This is a genomic window from Amycolatopsis jejuensis, from assembly GCF_000717335.1.
GTDB lineage: Bacteria > Actinomycetota > Actinomycetes > Mycobacteriales > Pseudonocardiaceae > Amycolatopsis > Amycolatopsis jejuensis.
Map to the genome: position 1 here is coordinate 21,551 of NZ_JNYZ01000044.1, position 17,294 is coordinate 38,844.

General features: G+C 68.8%; 15 protein-coding genes. 7 read left to right on the forward strand and 8 right to left on the reverse strand.

Annotation, left to right across the window (positions count from 1 at the left end; genetic code table 11):
- Window positions 1-9: 9 nt before the first annotated feature.
- Genes OO71_RS46800 through OO71_RS46810 form a run of 6 tightly spaced genes read left to right on the forward strand, consistent with a single transcriptional unit; the run spans window position 10 to window position 6,683 of the window.
- Window positions 10-765, forward strand: a complete 756-nt coding sequence (locus OO71_RS46800; protein WP_051792940.1) for an ABC transporter permease — start codon at window positions 10-12, stop codon at window positions 763-765.
- Complete coding sequence (locus OO71_RS50680; RefSeq protein ID WP_156096814.1) at window positions 762-905, forward strand: hypothetical protein; 144 nt, start codon at window positions 762-764, stop codon at window positions 903-905. Before OO71_RS46800 ends, OO71_RS50680 begins: the two co-directional genes overlap by 4 nt.
- Before the next feature lie 26 nt (window positions 906-931).
- Window positions 932-2,572, forward strand: coding sequence for a DUF885 domain-containing protein (locus OO71_RS46805; RefSeq protein ID WP_033295490.1), 1,641 nt, complete (start codon window positions 932-934; stop codon window positions 2,570-2,572).
- Window positions 2,573-2,587: 15 nt separating this feature from the next.
- Window positions 2,588-3,388 (forward strand): creatininase family protein, encoded by an 801-nt coding sequence (locus OO71_RS41155; protein ID WP_033295491.1) that lies wholly within the window; start codon window positions 2,588-2,590, stop codon window positions 3,386-3,388.
- Window positions 3,385-5,010, forward strand: coding sequence for a DUF885 domain-containing protein (locus tag OO71_RS41160; protein ID WP_051792942.1), 1,626 nt, complete (start codon window positions 3,385-3,387; stop codon window positions 5,008-5,010). Before OO71_RS41155 ends, OO71_RS41160 begins: the two co-directional genes overlap by 4 nt.
- Window positions 5,007-6,683, forward strand: coding sequence for a M20/M25/M40 family metallo-hydrolase (locus OO71_RS46810; protein ID WP_034263646.1), 1,677 nt, complete (start codon window positions 5,007-5,009; stop codon window positions 6,681-6,683). Before OO71_RS41160 ends, OO71_RS46810 begins: the two co-directional genes overlap by 4 nt.
- Window position 6,684: 1 nt before the next feature.
- On the opposite strand, the gene OO71_RS41170 is transcribed toward OO71_RS46810, so the two are convergent.
- Window positions 6,685-8,751 carry a phosphocholine-specific phospholipase C gene (locus OO71_RS41170; RefSeq protein ID WP_033295492.1) on the reverse strand — a complete coding sequence of 689 codons (2,067 nt, stop codon included), beginning with the start codon at window positions 8,749-8,751 and terminating at the stop codon, window positions 6,685-6,687.
- Window positions 8,752-9,429: 678 nt separating this feature from the next.
- Between OO71_RS41170 and OO71_RS41175 the strand changes: the two genes are divergently transcribed.
- Window positions 9,430-10,077: a GNAT family N-acetyltransferase gene (locus tag OO71_RS41175; protein ID WP_033295493.1), complete on the forward strand. Its 648-nt coding sequence runs from the start codon at window positions 9,430-9,432 to the stop codon at window positions 10,075-10,077.
- A gap of 189 nt (window positions 10,078-10,266) precedes the next feature.
- Here the strand turns inward: OO71_RS41175 and OO71_RS41180 are convergent, their stop codons facing one another.
- The 7 genes from OO71_RS41180 to OO71_RS41210 form a co-directional block, all read right to left on the reverse strand.
- Window positions 10,267-10,953 (reverse strand): type 1 glutamine amidotransferase domain-containing protein, encoded by a 687-nt coding sequence (locus OO71_RS41180; protein WP_033295494.1) that lies wholly within the window; start codon window positions 10,951-10,953, stop codon window positions 10,267-10,269.
- Between the two features lie 65 nt (window positions 10,954-11,018).
- Window positions 11,019-11,606: a TetR/AcrR family transcriptional regulator gene (locus tag OO71_RS41185; protein WP_033295495.1), complete on the reverse strand. Its 588-nt coding sequence runs from the start codon at window positions 11,604-11,606 to the stop codon at window positions 11,019-11,021.
- 50 nt (window positions 11,607-11,656) lie between these two features.
- The gene (locus OO71_RS41190; RefSeq protein ID WP_033295496.1) at window positions 11,657-13,498 is read right to left on the reverse strand and encodes a S9 family peptidase; all 1,842 of its coding nucleotides are present in this window, start codon (window positions 13,496-13,498) and stop codon (window positions 11,657-11,659) included.
- Entirely contained in the window at window positions 13,488-14,468 is a 981-nt protein-coding gene (locus OO71_RS51395; RefSeq protein ID WP_033295497.1) for an ABC transporter ATP-binding protein, read from the reverse strand. The genes OO71_RS41190 and OO71_RS51395 overlap by 11 nt, the downstream gene beginning before the upstream one ends.
- Complete coding sequence (locus tag OO71_RS51400; protein ID WP_033295498.1) at window positions 14,465-15,451, reverse strand: ABC transporter ATP-binding protein; 987 nt, start codon at window positions 15,449-15,451, stop codon at window positions 14,465-14,467. Before OO71_RS51400 ends, OO71_RS51395 begins: the two co-directional genes overlap by 4 nt.
- A complete protein-coding gene (locus OO71_RS41205; protein WP_033295499.1) occupies window positions 15,448-16,317 on the reverse strand; it encodes an ABC transporter permease in 870 nt (289 codons plus the stop codon). Before OO71_RS41205 ends, OO71_RS51400 begins: the two co-directional genes overlap by 4 nt.
- Entirely contained in the window at window positions 16,314-17,279 is a 966-nt protein-coding gene (locus tag OO71_RS41210) for an ABC transporter permease (protein WP_033295500.1), read from the reverse strand. The genes OO71_RS41205 and OO71_RS41210 overlap by 4 nt, the downstream gene beginning before the upstream one ends.
- Window positions 17,280-17,294: the final 15 nt, after the last annotated feature.

A 17,294-nucleotide genomic window follows, 5' to 3' on the forward strand; every position in this document is an offset into this window, starting at 1 on the left:
GAGAAGACGATGGATTCGACGATTCCTCCGGCGGCCACTCCGGTTCTGGTCGGCACACCCCGGTTCACCATCCGGCACAAGCGGTTCCGCGATATCTCCGCTTACGTGTCGATGGCGGTGCTCGCGTTGCTGGTGGTGGCCGGGCTGATCGGGCCGATGTTGTTACCGGCGCCGGACATTCAATCGCTGCCGGACGCACTCCGGCCGCCGGCATGGGTCTCCGGCGGAACCGCACAGCATGTGCTCGGCACCGACCAATTCGGGTCCGACGAGCTTTCCCGCGTGGTGAACGGCATTCGGACCTCGCTGTTCGTTTCGGTGCTCGCCACGGCCATTGCCGGGGTGGCGGGAATCGCGCTCGGCACGCTCGCCGGGTATTGGCGTGGCTGGTTCGACGAGGTCGTGATGCGCATTGCCGACATCCAGCTGTCGGTACCCGGTATTCTGCTGGTGCTGACCGTGGTGACCGTACTGCGGCCGAGTTTCGTGACGATTGTGCTGGTGCTGGCGCTTTCCGCCTGGGTGCTGTTCGCCCGGGTCGCGCGGGCGCAGGTGCTTTCGCTGCGCGAACAGGAAGTGGTGCTCGCCATCCGCGGGCTCGGCGCGTCCGACCTGCGGATCCTGGTACGGCACGTGCTGCCCAACATCACCGCGCCGCTCGTGGTCATCGCGACCTTCGAGGTGGCCAGCCTGATCATCGCCGAGGCGTCGCTCGGCTACCTGGGCTCGGCGTCCCGCCGCCCACCCCGACCCTCGGTGCGATGATCGCGGCCGGTCAAGGTGGACTGACCACCGGGGTGTGGTGGCCGGTCGTCGTGCCCGGCGTCGCGATCGCCGCGTTCATCCTGTGCGTCAACCTGCTCGGCGACTGGCTGCGCGATCGGCTCGACCCGCACAGCCGCTGATTTCTGGACAAAGGAGTGCACCTGCAGTGACGACTCTCGACCTGCTGTCCGCCACCATGCTCGAATTGTGGCAGGAACGCGACCCGTTCCGCGCCGCTCCGTTCGGCCACCCCGCCGCGGCACGCCTGCTGCCCACAATGAACGATGCGTCCCGGGAACGGCGGCGCCGCGCGTACGACGATGTGGCGCGCCAGGCCGCGGATCTCGCGCCCGAAGGACTGTCCGAACAGGACCGGCTGACCCGCGCAGTCCTGATCGAACAGGCTGCGGCAGCGCGGGATGTGCTGGCGTTGGAAACCGAATGCTTCACCGTGAGTCTCGCTCGGGAGTTCAGTACCGCGTCGGTGCTGCGGGGGATGACCAAGGTAAAGGTCGTCGACCTCGATGCGGCGACGGCGTATCTGGCGCGGCTCAGGGCGTTGCCGGAGTACGCGGACAACGATCTGGCGTTGCTCCGCCGCGGGGTGGGTTCCGGGCGGGCGCCGCTGTCCCGGCCGCTGCTCGTAGCGCTGTCCGAATTGGACGCTTATCTCGCCACCAGCCTCGACGCTGACCCATTGCTGGCTGCGCTGAGTGGTCCATGGCGGGAGGCGGGTGAGCGGATCGTCACCGGGGTGGTCCGGCCTGCGATCGAGCGATTCGTGTCAGGTGTGCGTTTCGATGTGCTCGACGCGGCTCGTCCGGACGGCCGGGCCGGGGTGTGCTGGCTGCCCGACGGAGCCTCGGCGTACCAGGCACTCCTGCGCGAAGAGACCACTGTGGACCTTGACCCCGCTGTGCTGCACGACGAAGGTCTCGATCTGCACTCACTTGCGGTGGAAGAGATTCGTGCGCTGGGTAAGTCGGTGTTCGGTACTGCCGACCTCGCCGAGGTTCTCGATCGGCTCCGAAATGGACCGGAACTGTCCTATCGCGACGGTGCCGAAGCGCTGTCCGGAACACGTGCGGCGATGCAGGCCATGGAAGACGGGCTGCCCCGCTGGTTCGGACTGCCCGATCTGCCCGCGTGTCCCGTGGAACCGATGCCCGCCGCAACCGCCGGGCACTACGGCGCCGGGCAATATATGCCGGGCTCGGTCGACGGAACCCGTTCCGGCGTATTCTATGTCAATACCACCGGGACCCGGCGGCGATACGAGACGACCGGAATGATTGCCGGGGGAGCAGTTCCGGGTAGCCACATTTTCTGGTCGTACGCATTCCGCGCCGATGTTCCGCGGTTCCGGCGGGTGGCGTTTGTTCCGGCCTTCGTCAAGGGCTGGGCCGCGTACGCGTTGGGACTGGCGCACGAGATGGGCCGGTTCGAGGACGATCTCTCGCGGCTCGGGTACGCCGTGCGGCAGGCGGTGAACGCGGCCCGGCTGGTGGTCGACACCGGGGTGCATGCGCTTGGCTGGCACCGGGATCAGGCGTTGCGGTTCCTGCTGGAGGGCACCGCACTGTCCGAACGGGACGCTTCGGTGGAGCTCGAACGGATCATCGCGATGCCCGGTGAAGGACCGATTTTCTCGGTGGGCGGAAGGCGGATCGCCGACGCGCGCGCCGCTGCCGAAGACCGGATGGGCGACCGTTTCGACATCCGCGAATTCCACGACCGGCTGCTCGAAAACGGCGCCCTGCCCTTGGAAACCATGCGCTCGGTGATCGACGACTGGGCGTCCCGCTGAACCGACAGGAGTGTCATGAAAACGTTCTACCCGCTGCTGACCTGGGTCGAAGCGGCCGAAGCGGCAGCCGCCGGACGGGTCGCGCTGCTGCCGATCGGGACCGTCGACGCGAACGGGCCGCAGATCCCGATGGGCTTCGACTACCTGGTGTCCGCGGCGCTGGCCGAGCAGGCCGCCGACCGCACCGGTGATGTCTGGCTGCCGCCGCTGGCGTATGGAGTTTCCGAGGCACTGTCCGGATTTCCGGGCACGATCGCGATGCCGCCGGACAAGCTGGGGGAGCAGGTCGAGGCGGTGGTGCGCTCGCTCGTCAAGGGCGGTTTCGGCCACGTCCTGCTGATCACCAACCACGGGCCCAACCAGTTCCCGGTCGAGTACGCGTGCCGCCGCATCCGGCGTGATACCGGGGTGCTCGTCGCATCGGTCAATCCGGCCCGGCTCGCGACCGACCTGGCGGGTGACCTCTTCGCCGGTCCGGCTCCGTCGATCGGGCACGGTGCCGAGCCGGGGACGTCGCTGCTGATGCATTTGCATCCGTCCGCGGTGCGTACCGATCTCGCGTCCCGGCGGGAGAAGAGTGCCTTCCAGGGTTTGGAGGTGTTGACTCCCACCGACGTCCGCTTCGGCGACAGCCAGGTCAATGTTTTCCTTGAGCTGGAGGAGGTTTCGCCGACGGCGGGCTGGTCTGATCCATCGCGTGCTTCGGCGGAGAAGGGCGCAGTCCTCTTCGGACGGATGACTGACTACCTGGTCGATTTCCTCGGTACCTATCGGAAACTCGATACGCGGGCGGTGCCGCCGGAGGTGCAGCGGTGACACTGGCGGACATCGCGGACGATCTGCTCGGGTTGACCGTGGAATGGGATCCGTTCCTGTGCAGTGCGGTCGGAATCCCGGATGCGGCCGGGCTGGTGCCGGATCTCTCGGACGACGGCCAGGCGCGGCTGCGGGACGGATTCGCCTCGGCTTCCCGGGAACTGCAGCGGATCGACCCGGCTTCACTGAGCTCCGAGGACCGGCTCACTTGGCAGATGGCGACGTGGCAATCTCGATTGTGGACGTCTATTGTGGACTCCCGCCGGGAGGAGTTCACGGTATCGCCGTACAAAGCGTGGTCCTTGCCGACCGCGATCACGAGTGTGATGCCGAAAGCTTTGTCTGATCCGGACGCGTTCCACTCGCGGTGCGCAAGTCTTGCTGGTGCGCTCGGACAGGCGCAGGATGCGTTGCGGCGGGGTGCGGCACGCGGGCGTACTCCGGTCCGGCGGCTGGTCGAGGGCGTCACGGCGTTGCTGGACGACCTGTTCGCCGCGGGTGGCCCGGAAAAGACGTTGGAGGGTAACGGGACTGCCGAAACCAGGGAGGTGCTGGCTTCGTCGGTCCGGCCCGCGCTCGGCGAGTTCCGGGAGTTCCTGGCCACCGAACTGGCTCCGCTGGCGCGCCCCGACGACCGGCCCGGCCTGTGCTGGATTCCCGGCGGGGAGGAGGCGTATCAGGCGTCGGTCGCGGAGCATACGACGACCTCGCTGACCCCGGCTGAAGTGCACGAACTGGGACGGGAAACGGTCGCTGCGCTCGCCTCGGAAGCCCGGCCTCTTGCGCAGGCGGTATTCGGCACGGAGGATCTCGCGGAGGTCGTCACCCGCCTTCGCGACGACCCGGCACTGCGCTTCGATTCCCCGGCCGAACTGCTCGCCGCGGCGGTCGAGTCATTCCACCGTGGACAGTCGGTTGTGGACAGTTTCATCGGGACACTTCCGGTGACGCGGTGCGAGGTGAAACCGATGCCGGACCTCGAAGCCGCCCGGATGATGCAGGCGTACTACCGGCCCGGCGACTCCACTGTGGACCGTCCGGGCATTTTCTGGGTCAACACGAACATCTCCCGCGGCGCGACTCGGTACGAACTGGAAACGTTGGTGGCGCACGAATCCGTGCCCGGACACCACGTACAGTGGTCGATGGCGCGTGAGGTGCCGCACTGCCGGTATCGCAGCCTCGTGCCGACCACCGCGTTCATCGAAGGCTGGGCGCTCTACTGTGAACAGGAAGCTGACGAGCTGGGCCTGTTCACGAGCGACCTGTCGCGGCTGGGCAAGTGGTCGTCGCAGTCATGGCGAGCGGCGCGGCTGGTAGTGGACACGGGTTTGCACGCCATGGGCTGGACGCGGGCGCAGGCCGTGGAATATCTGCTGACTCACACGGCGACGTCACCCGCGAATGCGGAGGGCGAGGTCGACCGATACATCGGAAACCCCGGTCAGGCCTTGGCTTATACGACCGGAGTGCTGGAGCTGCGCCGGTTGCGGCAGGAAGCGGAGTCGCGAATGGGCGCCCGGTTCGACCGGCGGGAGTTCCATGATCGGTTGCTGGCCCACGGTTCGCCGCCGTTGCCGCTGGTGCGCACGGCAATCGAGGAATGGATGGGAACAGCATGACCTTCGACCTGACCGCAGCGTTGAAACGGTTGGCAACACAGGAAACCGACGACCGACGACGGCTGGCGGAACTGGTCGCGATCGAGTCGGTGTCATCCGATCCGGGGGCTGCGGAGGCGATCGAGTGTGCGGTAGAGTGGACGGCAGACGAGTTGCGGCGGCTGCATTTCACTGAAGTACGTATTCATCAGACGCCGACCAAACCTGCCCTCACGGCGAAACTCGTGTCCCCGATTCCCGATGCACCCACGGTGCTGGTGTACGGCCATGTCGACGTGCAGCCCGCTGAACCACTCGCCCCTTGGACGTCGCCACCGTTCGAAGTGACCGAACGAGACGGCGCGCTGTACGGCCGCGGAGTGACGGATGACAAAGGCCAGCTGCTGATGTACCTGCGGGCGATCGAGGCAGTACAGGCAAGCGGTGGGCAACTGCCGGTGACGGTACTGGTGGTAGTGGACGCGGAAGAGGAGGTGGGGTCGCCAAGCCTGGCGACGGTGTTGGCGGAGGTGTTGTCACCCGAGGCTGACCTGGGTGACGCTGGTCTGGCCGGGCAGGGGCTGGGCGAGCCGGGACAGGCTGAACCGGAGACGGGCGTATCGCGGCTGGCCAAGTCGGGACTGGCCGAGCCGGGGCGGGGCGAGCCGGGGCGGGGCGAGCCGGGACTGGCCGAGCCGGGTCCGGGCAAGGTGGCGGTCGCGCTGGTGAGCGATTCCCCAATGCTCGGTGTCAACCAACCGGCGATCGGGCGTTCGCTGCGTGGGCTCACGTACGTCGAGGTCACCGTCACCGCGCTGGCCGGAGACGTCCACTCCGGACAGTTCGGCGGCGCGGTCCCGAACTCCGCGGCCGTGCTGGCGCACTTGGTCGCGGGCCTGCACGACGACGAGGGCCGTGTCACCGTGCCCGGGTTCTACGACGGGGTCGACGACCTGACCGCCGCGGACCGGGCGGAACTGGCCGCGCTCCCGATCGACCAGACCACCTGGCTGGCTCCCACCGGTGCCCGTTGTGGTTGTGGTGAGGTCGGCGCGTCGGCTCCGACTGGTGCCCGTTGTGGTTGTGGTGAGGTCGGCGCGTCGGCTCCCACCGGCGCCTGCTGCGGCTGTGGCGAGGTCCCCACCGGTGCCCGCTGGACCTGCGGCGAGGCCGGGTACCCGATGCTGGAACGCACCTGGACGCGGCCGACCTTGGAGGTCAACGGCCTGGTCGCGGGGCATACCGGCCCGGGCCCGAAGACGATCGTGCCCGCCGGGGCCACGGCGAAGTTGTCGATGCGCCTGGTCGGCAGCCAGGATCCGGACGCCGCCGGTGCCGCGGTGGTCGCTGCGTTGCACAGCGCGGCCCCGCCGTCCGTGGAACTCCGCGCGGAGTACGGAGTGTCGTCGCGCCCGGTCGAGACTCCCGTGGATACCGCAGCGACGGAAGCCGCCCTCGAAGCGCTGGCGGAAACGTGGCAGACCAAGCCCTCGGTAATCCGCGACGGTGGCACGATCCCGGCCGTGGCCGTCCTCCAGCTGGACTTCGGCCTCCCGACGCTCCTCCTGGGCTTCGGCGTCCCGGACGAGAACAAGCACGCCCCGAACGAATGGCTCCCGATCGACCACTTCCGCCGTGGGCCGGAGGCGTTGATCCGGCTGTGGCCCAAACTCGCGGCGGCCCTCCGGCCCTAGCTCAGGCAGTCGCGATGGCGGGATCGCTCGTCGAAGCCTTGCCCGTCTCCACGTGGCCCGCGAAACGGCGTACATACGACTTGTCGTGATCGGCGGTCACGTTGATGTCGTACCAGCCGTTCGCGACTCCCCACTTCGGGACCTCTCGGGAAGCGCCGGGGTCCAACGTGTACGTCCAGTGGTCCGAAGGCGCGTACGCGTCCGTTGCGGTGAAGGTGACCTTTCGGTTGCTCGGGTTCTTGAACGTCACCGTGACGTACCCGGTTGCCGGGTCGTGGCGGGCGGTCACCTCCGGGCCCAGGCCGCCGATGGTGCCTGCTTGTTCACGGAGCCAGCCGTTCGGGCCGAAAACCGAGTACTGGTACCAGTCGCTCGCGCCGCTGGGTAGGTGCCAGCTGTCGGTGACCGATTTGTGGCCCTCGACGGTGTACGGCCACGGGCCGTCGGAGCGCATGCGCGACGTCACGTGGAAGGCGGCGCCTGCGTCGCCCAGGTTGGTGAACGTGAAGTACATCCGGCCGCTCTTCGCTTCGGTGTCGGCGGCGAGGTTGTACGGGAGCGGGCGGGCCTTGCGCGAACCCGGCTCCTGCTTCGGCACCTGGCCTGCCGACGGCGGGACAGGGTGATAGTCCGGCGGCCTGCTGTGGTCGGCGGGCGGCTGGTAGTCGCCGGTGCCGGGCAGGGACGGGACGCCGCTGTTGGCGCCGGTGAAGTCGAATGCCGTGGTGAGGTCGCCGCACACCGCGCGACGCCACGGGGAGACGTTCGGGTTGTACACGCCGAATCGTTTCTCCACGAACTGGATCAGCGACGTGTGGTCGAACGTCTGCGAGCACACCCAGCCACCGGTGCTCCACGGCGAGATCGCCAGCAGCGGCACCCGCGGGCCGAGCCCGTACGGCACCCCTTTCTGGTACCCCGACGACGCGCCGCTTTCGTAGAACTCCCCGGCGACGCTCACCGTCGACAGACCCCAGCCCGCGTCGCGCGGTGGGTACGGCGGCACGATGTGGTCGAAGAAACCATCATTCTCGTCGTAGGTGATCAGGAGGACGGTTTTGCTCCATACGTCCGGATTCGCGGTGAGCGCGTCGAGCACTTCCGAGACGTACCAGGCACCGTAGTTGGCCGGCCAGGCCGGATGTTCGGAGTACGCCTCCGGCGCGGCAATCCACGACACCTGCGGGAGGCGTCCGGCGCGGACGTCGGCCGCCAGCTGGTCGAAGAAACCTTCACCCGCCTTGGCGTTGGTGCCGGTGCGCGCCTTGTCGTACAACGGATTGCCCGGCTGCGCATTGCGGTACTGGTTGAAGTAGAGCAGTGAGTTGTCGCCGTAATTGCCGATGTACGGGTCGTCGGTCCAGCCCCATTTGTGCGCGCCGTCGAGACCTTCGCCGACATCCTGGTACAGCTTCCACGAGATCCCGGCATTCTCCAGGATTTCCGGGAATGTTTTCCAGCCGTACCCGGATTCTTCGTTGCCCAGCACGGGTCCGTTTCCGGCGCCGTCATTCCCGCTGTACCCGGTGTACATGTAATAGCGGTTCGGGTCGGTGGAGGAATGCATCGAACAGTGGTAGCCGTCGCAAATGGTGAAGGCGTCGGCGAGTGCGTAGTGGAACGGGATGTCCTTGCGGGTCAGATACGCCATCGTGGTGCGGCTTTTCGCCGGGATCCACTGGTCCCACCGGCCGTGGTTCCACGCCTGGTGCGTGCCGTTCCAGTCGTGGTTGAGGTCCTCGATGAAGGTGAGGCCGAGATTGTCCTCGTCCGGGCGGAACGGCAGGGTTTCGGTGCCGCTGCCGGACTGGTACCACACCGATTTGCCGCTGGGCAGGGAAACCGGCCGCGGGTCACCGAAGCCGCGGACTCCGCCGAGAGTGCCGAAGTAGTGGTCGAAGGAACGATTTTCCTGCATCAGCACCACGATGTGCTCGACGTCGGCGAGGGTACCGGTGCGGACCGCGGCAGGCACCGACGCCGCCCTCGCGATGCTCGCGGGAAGCGCGGTGCCGGCCGCGGTGGCCGCGGCGAGTTGCATGAATCTCCGGCGGCTGACCGACGACATTGAGGTCTCCTCACGCGGGTCGGGACGGTTCCGGCACGGCGAAATCGCGGCTGCGTGCGGGATTTTCCCACGGCGCGAAGCCGAGGGAATCATCGGCGTCCGGTCCGCGCGCTGTCAACCGCTGGGCGTGGACAAAGGTGGTACAGACCAGACAGTTTCGGCGGCTCGTCCTACCTGCCCCGGCCACCCTCGGCGATCTGAACGGGGATCGTCGCACGGCGCCGCTCTGGATCGGCCGCGTGCGTCGTCGCGAGCGTGCCGCTGCGGACGGCCAATGTGCGTCGTCGGGTGGGTGCCGCTGCGGACGGGCAGTGTGTCTCGTCGGGTGGGTGCCGCTGCGAACGGGCGCTTGGGTCGTGGCAATGGCGGCGCTGTGGATCGGTCGCGTGCGTCGTCGAATTGCCGCCGCGGCGGACCGGCGGTATGCGTCGTCGGAGCGGCGCCGTTCCGAGCAGGCAGTGGGCATCGCGAAATGCGCCGGGTGTGACGGGCCGGTCGTGCGCCGAAATCGGTGCCTGCCATGCCGGGGGCGGATTCCTTCCGGGTGGCCCGGAGGACCCGGCGCAGGGGGTCGATCGGGCAATGACGGACCGGGGCTGCTCCGTTCCGGCGGAAACCGATTCCAGTGCGCGGTAGCCTGCGATCATCGCCGCTTTCTGCCGAAAGGAAACCACGCCCGTGCCCTCGTCCGTTGCCGGCGCACTTCCCGTCGTCGCCGAAGTCACCGACGCGACCTGGGAAGCCGCCTTCGCGTTTCACCTGGCCAACATCGGCGAGTTCGTGCTGCCCCTCACGTCGGCGGCGGTTCGGCAGATGGTCGAGGCTCGGCAGCTGTTCGCCGTGCTCGATGGGGGGAAGATCGTCGGGCTTTGTTACGCCAAGCCGGACGGCAAGGAGCTCGACGACGTCGCCCGCTGGGAGCTGGGTGGGCTGCATCTCGCGCCAGAACTGCGTGGGCGGGGGATCGGGGTGGCACTGTGCGCCATCGTGATTGCTGCTGTGGTGTACGTCGAGCCCAAACCGGTGATGGGGTACGTCCATCAGGCCAACACCGAGGTACGGGGGCTGCTGGAACGTCTCGGCTTCGGCAAGACCGGCCAGGTGATCCGCCTCGGCCCGGACGAGGCACCCGGCTACCTCCGCCGGGACGAGGCCGGTTTCGCCACCGCGGACGTCTTCCGCCTTGCCGACGGGGCACTCGCCCGGATCGGCGCTGACCTGGCGAGCGCTGGTCCGGCGTTCCGGCTCGAGGACGGTTTGTTCGCGGGCGGGCTGGGGGAGGCGGCGGATCGGCTCCGCGGTCTTGGCAGCCGGGGCACTGGCTGAACCGCTGCCGAGCTGGGCTGAGCGGTCGGTTGAGGTGGGCTGGACCGGCGGTCGAGCCGACGGCGGAACCAGCGGTGGAACCGCCAGCTGAACTGTCGGTCGAACCGCCAGCTGAATCGGCGGCCGTGCCAAGGGTAGAACCGCCAGTTCAACCAGCCCAGCCGAACGCCAGCCCAGCCGGCCGCCGGGTCACCGGCTGACGGTACCCAGCTTGATCAGCGCGTCGGCCGCAGGACCGGACGACGCTGGGTTCTGGCCGGTGATCAGCAGCCCGTCCTGCACTACATACGGTTCCCAATCGCCGGATTTCGTATACACCGCGCCGAGTTTCGTGAGTTCGTCCTCGACCAGGAACGGGACTACCTCGGTGAGCTCGACAGCGGCTTCCTCCGAGTTCGTGAATCCGGTGACCTTCCGGCCGCGGACCAGGGGAGTGCCATCCTCGGTGGTGGCGTGCCGCAGGACGCCGGGGGCGTGGCATACCAGCGCGAGTGGCTTGCCTGCGCGCGTGGTGGCTTCGATCAGGCGCACCGAGTCTGCGTCCTCGGCCAGGTCCCACAGGGGGCCGTGGCCGCCGGCGTAGAAGACGGCGTCGAAGTCGTCCGCCGACACCGTGTTCAGGGGCACCGTGGCCGCGAGCGTTGCGACGGCGTCCGGGTCGGCTTCGAAGCGGCGGGTTTCGTCGGTCTGGAAGCTCGGTTCGGCGCTCTTCGGGTCGAGCGGCGGCTGTCCGCCCTTCGGGGAACCCAGGACGATTTCCGCGCCTGCGTCCTTCAGGCGGTAATATGGTGCGGCGAGTTCCTCGAGCCAGAAGCCGGTCTTGCGGCCGGTGTTGCCGAGTTCGTCGTGCGAGGTGAGGACGATCAGGACCTTCACAACATCTCCTAGTAGTAGACCAGTCGTCTATTAGACGGCGCAAGAAATTCAAGCGACAAACAAATTCAGTAGTGCAGGATCTGCCGCGTCATTGCGGCGGCGCCATCCAGCGGCGCGGGGGTGCGGTGGATCTTCGCCAGTACGCTGGCGCCCAGCCACAGTTCGTACAGCACCTGGGCGGTCTCGCGGGCTTCACCGTTCAAGGAGAGCGACCCGTCCTCGACGCCGGCGGTGATGGTGCCGGTGAGGCGGTCCACGATGGCCGTGGTGCCTTCCTTGAGGGCCAGCCGCATCGGCTCCGACAGGTCGGCCACCTCCGCGCCCAGCTTCACGGCAAGGCATTTGCCCTGGCAGTGCTCGACGCTCTGGGTTTCGCGCCACTGCTGCCAGTACGTCGCCAGCCGCTGCGCTGCGGTCTGGCCCGGCGTGGCGAAGGTGCGGTCCATGTCGGCGAGGTATCCGGTGAAGTACGCCTGCAGCATTGCCTCGCCGAAGGCGTCCTTCGAGCCGAAATAGTGGTAGAACGAGCCCTTCGGCACCCCGGCCTCGGCGAGCACCTCGTTGATCCCCACGGCGGCGAAGCCCTTTCGGGCCATGATCCGCTGTGCGGTGTCGAGGATGCTGCGCCGGGTGTCGGCCTGCTTGGTGGGCACGGCACGACAGTAACAGACGATTAGACCGGTCGTCTAGGAAGTGGTGGGGGTCACGCCGTGTCCCATCGTTCCCCGCGCAGTGCTCGCCGGACGAGGTCGAGCTCGCGTTCCTGCTGGTGCCGCATCGCCGACGTGCTGGTGGTTCCGTGGCCGCCCTCGAACCAGTCGAGCAGTGCGTCGCCGCCGCGGGCGCGCAGCCGGTCGACGTACGCCTGTGCCTGGCGGGCCGGGGTTCGCGAATCCGCCCGGCCCTGGCTCAGCAGCACCGGTGCGCGGACATTGTCCACATAGGTCAGTGGTGAGCTGCGGGTGAACTTCTCCGGCACGGATTCCGGGGTGCCGCCGATGAATCCCCGCCAGGCCGCCTGCAGGGCCGGGGACATGTCGTCGTACGCGATCCGCCAGTCCGCCATCGCCACCGTCGCGAGTCCACCGGCGAAGAGGTCCGGTGCGCGGCCGAGGCTGAGCAGCGTCATGAACCCGCCGTACGAGGCTCCGGAGATGAAGACGTCGCTGGCGATTCCCTGGTCCACCAGCCAGTTCCGGGCGGCGGTGACGTCTTCGAGCTCCCGGTCGCCGATCGAGCCCCAGAACCCTTCGCGGAACTCGCGGCCGAAGGTGACCGATCCGCGGTAGTTGAGCGACGCGTACCCGATCCCTTCGTCCAGCCAGGCCTGCGCCGCCGGGTGGTAGCCGTCAACGGTGACCAGGTTCGGTCCGCCGTGGATGGACAGCACGAGCGGCGCCGGACCGGTCGCCGACGGCGGCGCGGCCACCCACAGCTGCAGTTTCGTGCCGTCGCGGGAGGTGATCCGTTCCGACCGCAGCGGGGTGCCCGCCGCGACCGGCTCCGCCGGGAGGATCGTGCGCGGGCCGCGCCGGGACGAGTCCACGGCCAGGACTTCCAGTGGCCGGTGGAACTGCTGGCGGACCAGCCGGATCTCGTTGCCGGGGCCGTAGTGCGACGCCCAGCTGAAGGTGATCGCGGACGCGACATCGGGGCTGAAGTAGCCGCCGTCCGGATGGTCCACCCTGGACAGTTCGCCGGTGTCGACGTGATATTCGTACAGCCGGTGGAGCCCTTCGTCCACATGCGACAGAAGAACCAGCGAAGCGTCGTCGGACCAGTCGAGCGACACCAGATCTCCGTGCAGCGCAACGGCTTCGACGTCGACACGGTCTCCGGTCACCGGATTCCAGATCGCCGGTCGCGCGTAACCGGACCGTTCGGTGCTCACCAGGAGCCGCGGGTCACCGGGGATGGGGGAGAACCGCACGGCGCGCACCGGCGCGCACGGCCCGTCCGAAAGCACCGCGACGACGTGCCCCGAACTGGTGGTGACGGTGACCGCGAACCGGCGGATACCCGGATTGTGGTCGGTGGTGTCGATGCTCGCGTACGCGCCATCGGCCGACACCCGGCTGCACCAGGCTTCGTTCACCGACTGGTACAACGGGCGCGGCGTGCCGTCCGCGGGCAGCAGCCACAGTTCGAATCCCTCGTCGGTGACGGCCGCGATCGCGATGGCCGAGCCGTCCTGCGCGACGTCGATGCCGCGCAGCGTGTACGACGGCAGATCGGGCGTGAGGTCGCGCGCGGGACTGCCATCGGCCGGGAAGGACCAGAGGTGCCCGAGCTCGGCGCCGGTGTCGTCGCTCAGCATCAGCACCGACCGTCCGTCCGGGCCGGGTACCGGGTCCTCCACCAGCGGCGGCAGTCCGGGCACCGGGGTGATCGTGCCGGTCGACGGGTCCCACATCGAGATCTCGCGGCCGTCTTTCGCCACCGCCAGCAGGAGTTCCACCCCCGTCCCGCCGGGGGCCCGCATGCTCGCGGTCCGGATGGGGACGTCGAATCGGGAGTGCCAGCCGGATCGACGGTCAGAGGACATTGCGCAGCTCCTTGTGGTGACAGGCGGCCTGGTGGCCGCTTTCGTCGGGGACGAGCTCGGGGAGCTGGTCGGCGCACACCTGGGTGGCCTTCCAGCAGCGGGTGCGGAACCGGCAGCCGGACGGCGGCGCGGCCGGGCTCGGCAGGTCACCGGACAGCACGATCCGCGTCCGGGCGCGTTCGGCGCGCGGGTCCGGCACCGGGACGGCCGACAGCAACGCCTGCGTGTACGGGTGCTGCGGACGTTCGTACAGCTCGTCCGCGGCCGCCTGCTCGACGATCCGGCCCAGGTACATCACGGCGACCTCGTCGCTGACGTGCCGTACCACCGCGAGGTCGTGCGCGATGAGCAGGTACGTGAGGCCCAGCTGGTCCTGCAGGCGTTCGAGCAGGTTGAGGATTCCGGCCTGGATGCTCACGTCGAGCGCGCTCACCGGTTCGTCGAGCACCAGCACGTCCGGTTCCGCGGCGAGTGCCCGCGCGATGCCGACCCGCTGGCGCTGGCCGCCGGAGAACTCGGTGGGGAACCGGTTCGCGTCGGCCGGGTCGAGACCCACCAGCTCCAGCAGCTCGGACACGCGCCGCTCGCGGTTTCCCCGGTGCAGCCGGTGGATTTCGAGGGCTTCGCTGATGATCGCGCGGATCGTCATGCGCGGGTTGAGCGAGGCGTACGGGTCCTGGAACACCATCTGGATGCGGCGGCGCGCGGTGCGCAGGGCTTCCGGGGCGAGCGCGGTGAAATCCTCGCCGTCCAGCAGCACCGTGCCCGCGGTCGGTTCGATCAGCCGGACCAGGCAGCTCGCCAAAGTGCTTTTGCCGCAACCGGTTTCGCCGACCAGGCCGAGCGTGCGGCCGCGGTCGACGGTGAACCCGACCCCGGACACCGCGTGCACCGAACCGGTGCGGCGGCGCAGCAATCCGGTGCGGACCGGGTAGTCCTTCTCCAGGTCCCGGACGTCGAGTGCGGTCATGCGGGCGCCCCTTCCAGCTCGCCGAGCCGCAGGCAGGCCGCGGTGTGCGCGGTGCCGACCGGCGCGGGCTGCGGCACCGAGACGTCGCACCGCCCGGCCTGCGCATGACTGCACCGCGGGTGGAACGCGCAGCCGGACGGCCGGTGCAGCGGGCTCGGCGGCTGACCCGGAATCCGGTACAGCTCACCGCTTTGCCGCCGGTCGAGCCGGGGGAGCGAAGCGAGCAGACCGTGCGTGTACGGATGCGCGGTCTCGTAGAACAGCGGCTCGACCGGGGCCTCCTCGACCTTCGATCCCGCGTACATCACCAGCACCCGGTCGGCCACGCCCGCGACCACCCCGAGGTCGTGCGTGATCAGCAGGATCGCCGCCCGGGTGCGGTCCTGGATCCGCTCGATGACGTCCATGATCTGCGCCTGCACGGTGACGTCGAGCGCGGTCGTCGGCTCGTCCGCGATCAGCAGCTCCGGTTCGTTCGCGATGCTCATCGCGATCATCACGCGCTGGCGCATCCCGCCGGACAGCTCGTGCGGGTACTGGCCCGCGCGGACCGCGGGCGACGGGATGCCGACGATGTCGAGCAGCTCCACCGCCCGTTCGCGCAGCCGGGCGCGGCCGGGACTGCGTTCGTGCACCCGGATGGCCTCGGCGATCTGGTCGCCGACGGTGTGCACCGGGTTGAGCGACGTGAGCGCGTCCTGGAAGATCATCGCGATCCGGTTGCCGCGCAACGGCCGCAGCTGTGCTTCGGGCAGGCCGAGCAGCTCGTCGCCGTGGAACCGGATCGACCCGGTCACCCGGGCCTTGCGGGGCAGGATGCCGAGCACCGCCATCGACGTGATGCTCTTGCCGGAGCCGGATTCGCCGACGATACCCAGGGTTTCGCCGGGTTCGACGCCGAAGGAAAGGCCGGACACCGACGTGACGAGGCCGTCGTCGGTGGGGAACTGCACGGTGAGGTCGTCGACTTCGAGCAGGGTCACGGCCGGGCTCCTCGGGGGTCGAGCGCGTCTCGCAGGCCGTCGCCCACGAAGTTGATGGCGATCGCGGTGAGCAGGATGAACAAACCGGGGAAGTACAGCAGGTACGACTTGTCGGTGCCGATCAGGCCGGACGCCTGGCTCAGCATGTTGCCCCAGCTCGTCTCGGGCGGCTGCACGCCGTAGCCGAGGAAGCTGAGCGTCGACTCGACGATCACCGCATTCGCCGCGCTGAGCGAAGCGTTCACGGCGATCACGCCGGTGAGGTTGGGCAGGATGTGCCGCACCACGATCCGCCGCCGGCGCGCGCCGAGCACCTTGGCCGCGGCGACGTATTCCTTCTCCCGCAAGGAAAGCACCTGCCCGCGTACCACCCGGGCGACGAACGTCCAGAAGAGCCCGGCCAGCACGAGCACGATGGTGACCGGCGACTTCCCGAAGCCCTGCAACGCCAGCGCCAGCACGACGATCGCCGGGACCACCAGGAACAGGTCCGTGACCCGCATGACGATCTCGTCGGCCGCGCCGCCGAAGTAGCCCGCGATCGCGCCGAGCGTCGCTCCGAGCACGGTGGCCAGCACCGCGACGGAAAGCCCGATCGCCAGTGAAATCCTTCCGGCGTAAAGGACTTCGCTGAGGTAATCGCGGCCGAGCTCGTCCGTGCCGAGCAAATGCGCACCCGACGGCGGGGTCGGGCCGAGCGCGAGGTCCTGCGCGTTGCGGGCGTACGGCGCGATCCAGTCCGCGCCGAAGCAGCACACCAGCAGTACCGCGAGGACAGCGAGCCCGGCTACGGCGAGCTGGTGCCGGAAGAAGCGCCGCCGCGCGAGCTGGAACTGGGTGCGCGGGGCCGGGGCGGTGGTGGTCATCGGAGCCTCACCCGGGGATCGAGCAGTGCGTAGGACACGTCGGCAAGGAGGTTGAACACGATCACTGCCGCGGCGACGACGAGCATCCACGGAATGAGCACGAAGACGTCACCCGACACCAGCGAGTCGAGGAACAGCCTGCCCATGCCCCGGATCGCGAAGATCTGCTCGGTGACCACGAGCCCGCCGAAGAGGATGCCCGCGTCGACCGCGGCGATCGAGACGAACGGCCCGAGTGCGGTCCGCAGTGCGTGCCGGGTGATCACCTGCCACCGCGGCACGCCCTTCGCCCGTGCGGTGCGGACGTAGTCGCTGGCCAGGGTTTCCAGCATGGTCGCCCGGGTGTACCGGCTCCAGCTCGCGACCAGCCCGACGGTGAGCGTGAGCACCGGCAGCACGAGGTGGCGCACGTAGTCGCCGAACCCGCCACCGGACGCCGAATGCAGGCCCACGAAGTACAGCGGCGGGTCCGCCGTGCCGAACTGCTGCTGCGGCCATGCCGCCAGCACCTGGATCAGGATCAGGCCCAGCCAGAACGGCGGCATCGCGATCCCGACGTACGACAGCCCGGTGAGCGCGAAATCGCCCACCGAGTACTGCCGCACCGCGGAGTAGACGCCCACCGCCAGCGCCACCAGCGACGCGAACAGCGCACCCCAGAAGAGCAGCTGCAGCGTGGTGCCCAGCGCCGGGAAGATCAGGTCCCGCACCGGGCCGCCGGTCCGGGAGCTGGTTCCCCAGTCACCGGTGACGAACTCCTTGAGCCACAACCAGTACTGCACCGGGACCGGCCGGTCGAGCCCGAGCCGCGCGGTCTCCCGCGCGAGCACCGTCGGGTCCGGGACGAACCGCAGCTTCGCGAGCGGGTCGAACGCGGTCCGCACGCCCCAGAAGAGCAGGAACGACGCGACCAGCACGACCGGCACCGAATACCCGAAGCGCCGCAGCACATACGTGAGCATCTGATCTCCCCGGTC

Coding starts and splice junctions, on each gene's coding strand:
- OO71_RS50680 (WP_156096814.1), top strand. CDS start 762: ATGATCGCGGCCGGTCAAGGTGGACTGACCACCGGGGTGTGGTGGCCG.
- OO71_RS51395 (WP_033295497.1), bottom strand. CDS start 14,468: ATGACCGCACTCGACGTCCGGGACCTGGAGAAGGACTACCCGGTCCGC.
- OO71_RS41155 (WP_033295491.1), top strand. CDS start 2,588: ATGAAAACGTTCTACCCGCTGCTGACCTGGGTCGAAGCGGCCGAAGCG.
- OO71_RS41170 (WP_033295492.1), bottom strand. CDS start 8,751: ATGTCGTCGGTCAGCCGCCGGAGATTCATGCAACTCGCCGCGGCCACC.
- OO71_RS41210 (WP_033295500.1), bottom strand. CDS start 17,279: ATGCTCACGTATGTGCTGCGGCGCTTCGGGTATTCGGTGCCGGTCGTG.
- OO71_RS41190 (WP_033295496.1), bottom strand. CDS start 13,498: ATGTCCTCTGACCGTCGATCCGGCTGGCACTCCCGATTCGACGTCCCC.
- OO71_RS41205 (WP_033295499.1), bottom strand. CDS start 16,317: ATGACCACCACCGCCCCGGCCCCGCGCACCCAGTTCCAGCTCGCGCGG.
- OO71_RS46800 (WP_051792940.1), top strand. CDS start 10: ATGGATTCGACGATTCCTCCGGCGGCCACTCCGGTTCTGGTCGGCACA.
- OO71_RS46810 (WP_034263646.1), top strand. CDS start 5,007: ATGACCTTCGACCTGACCGCAGCGTTGAAACGGTTGGCAACACAGGAA.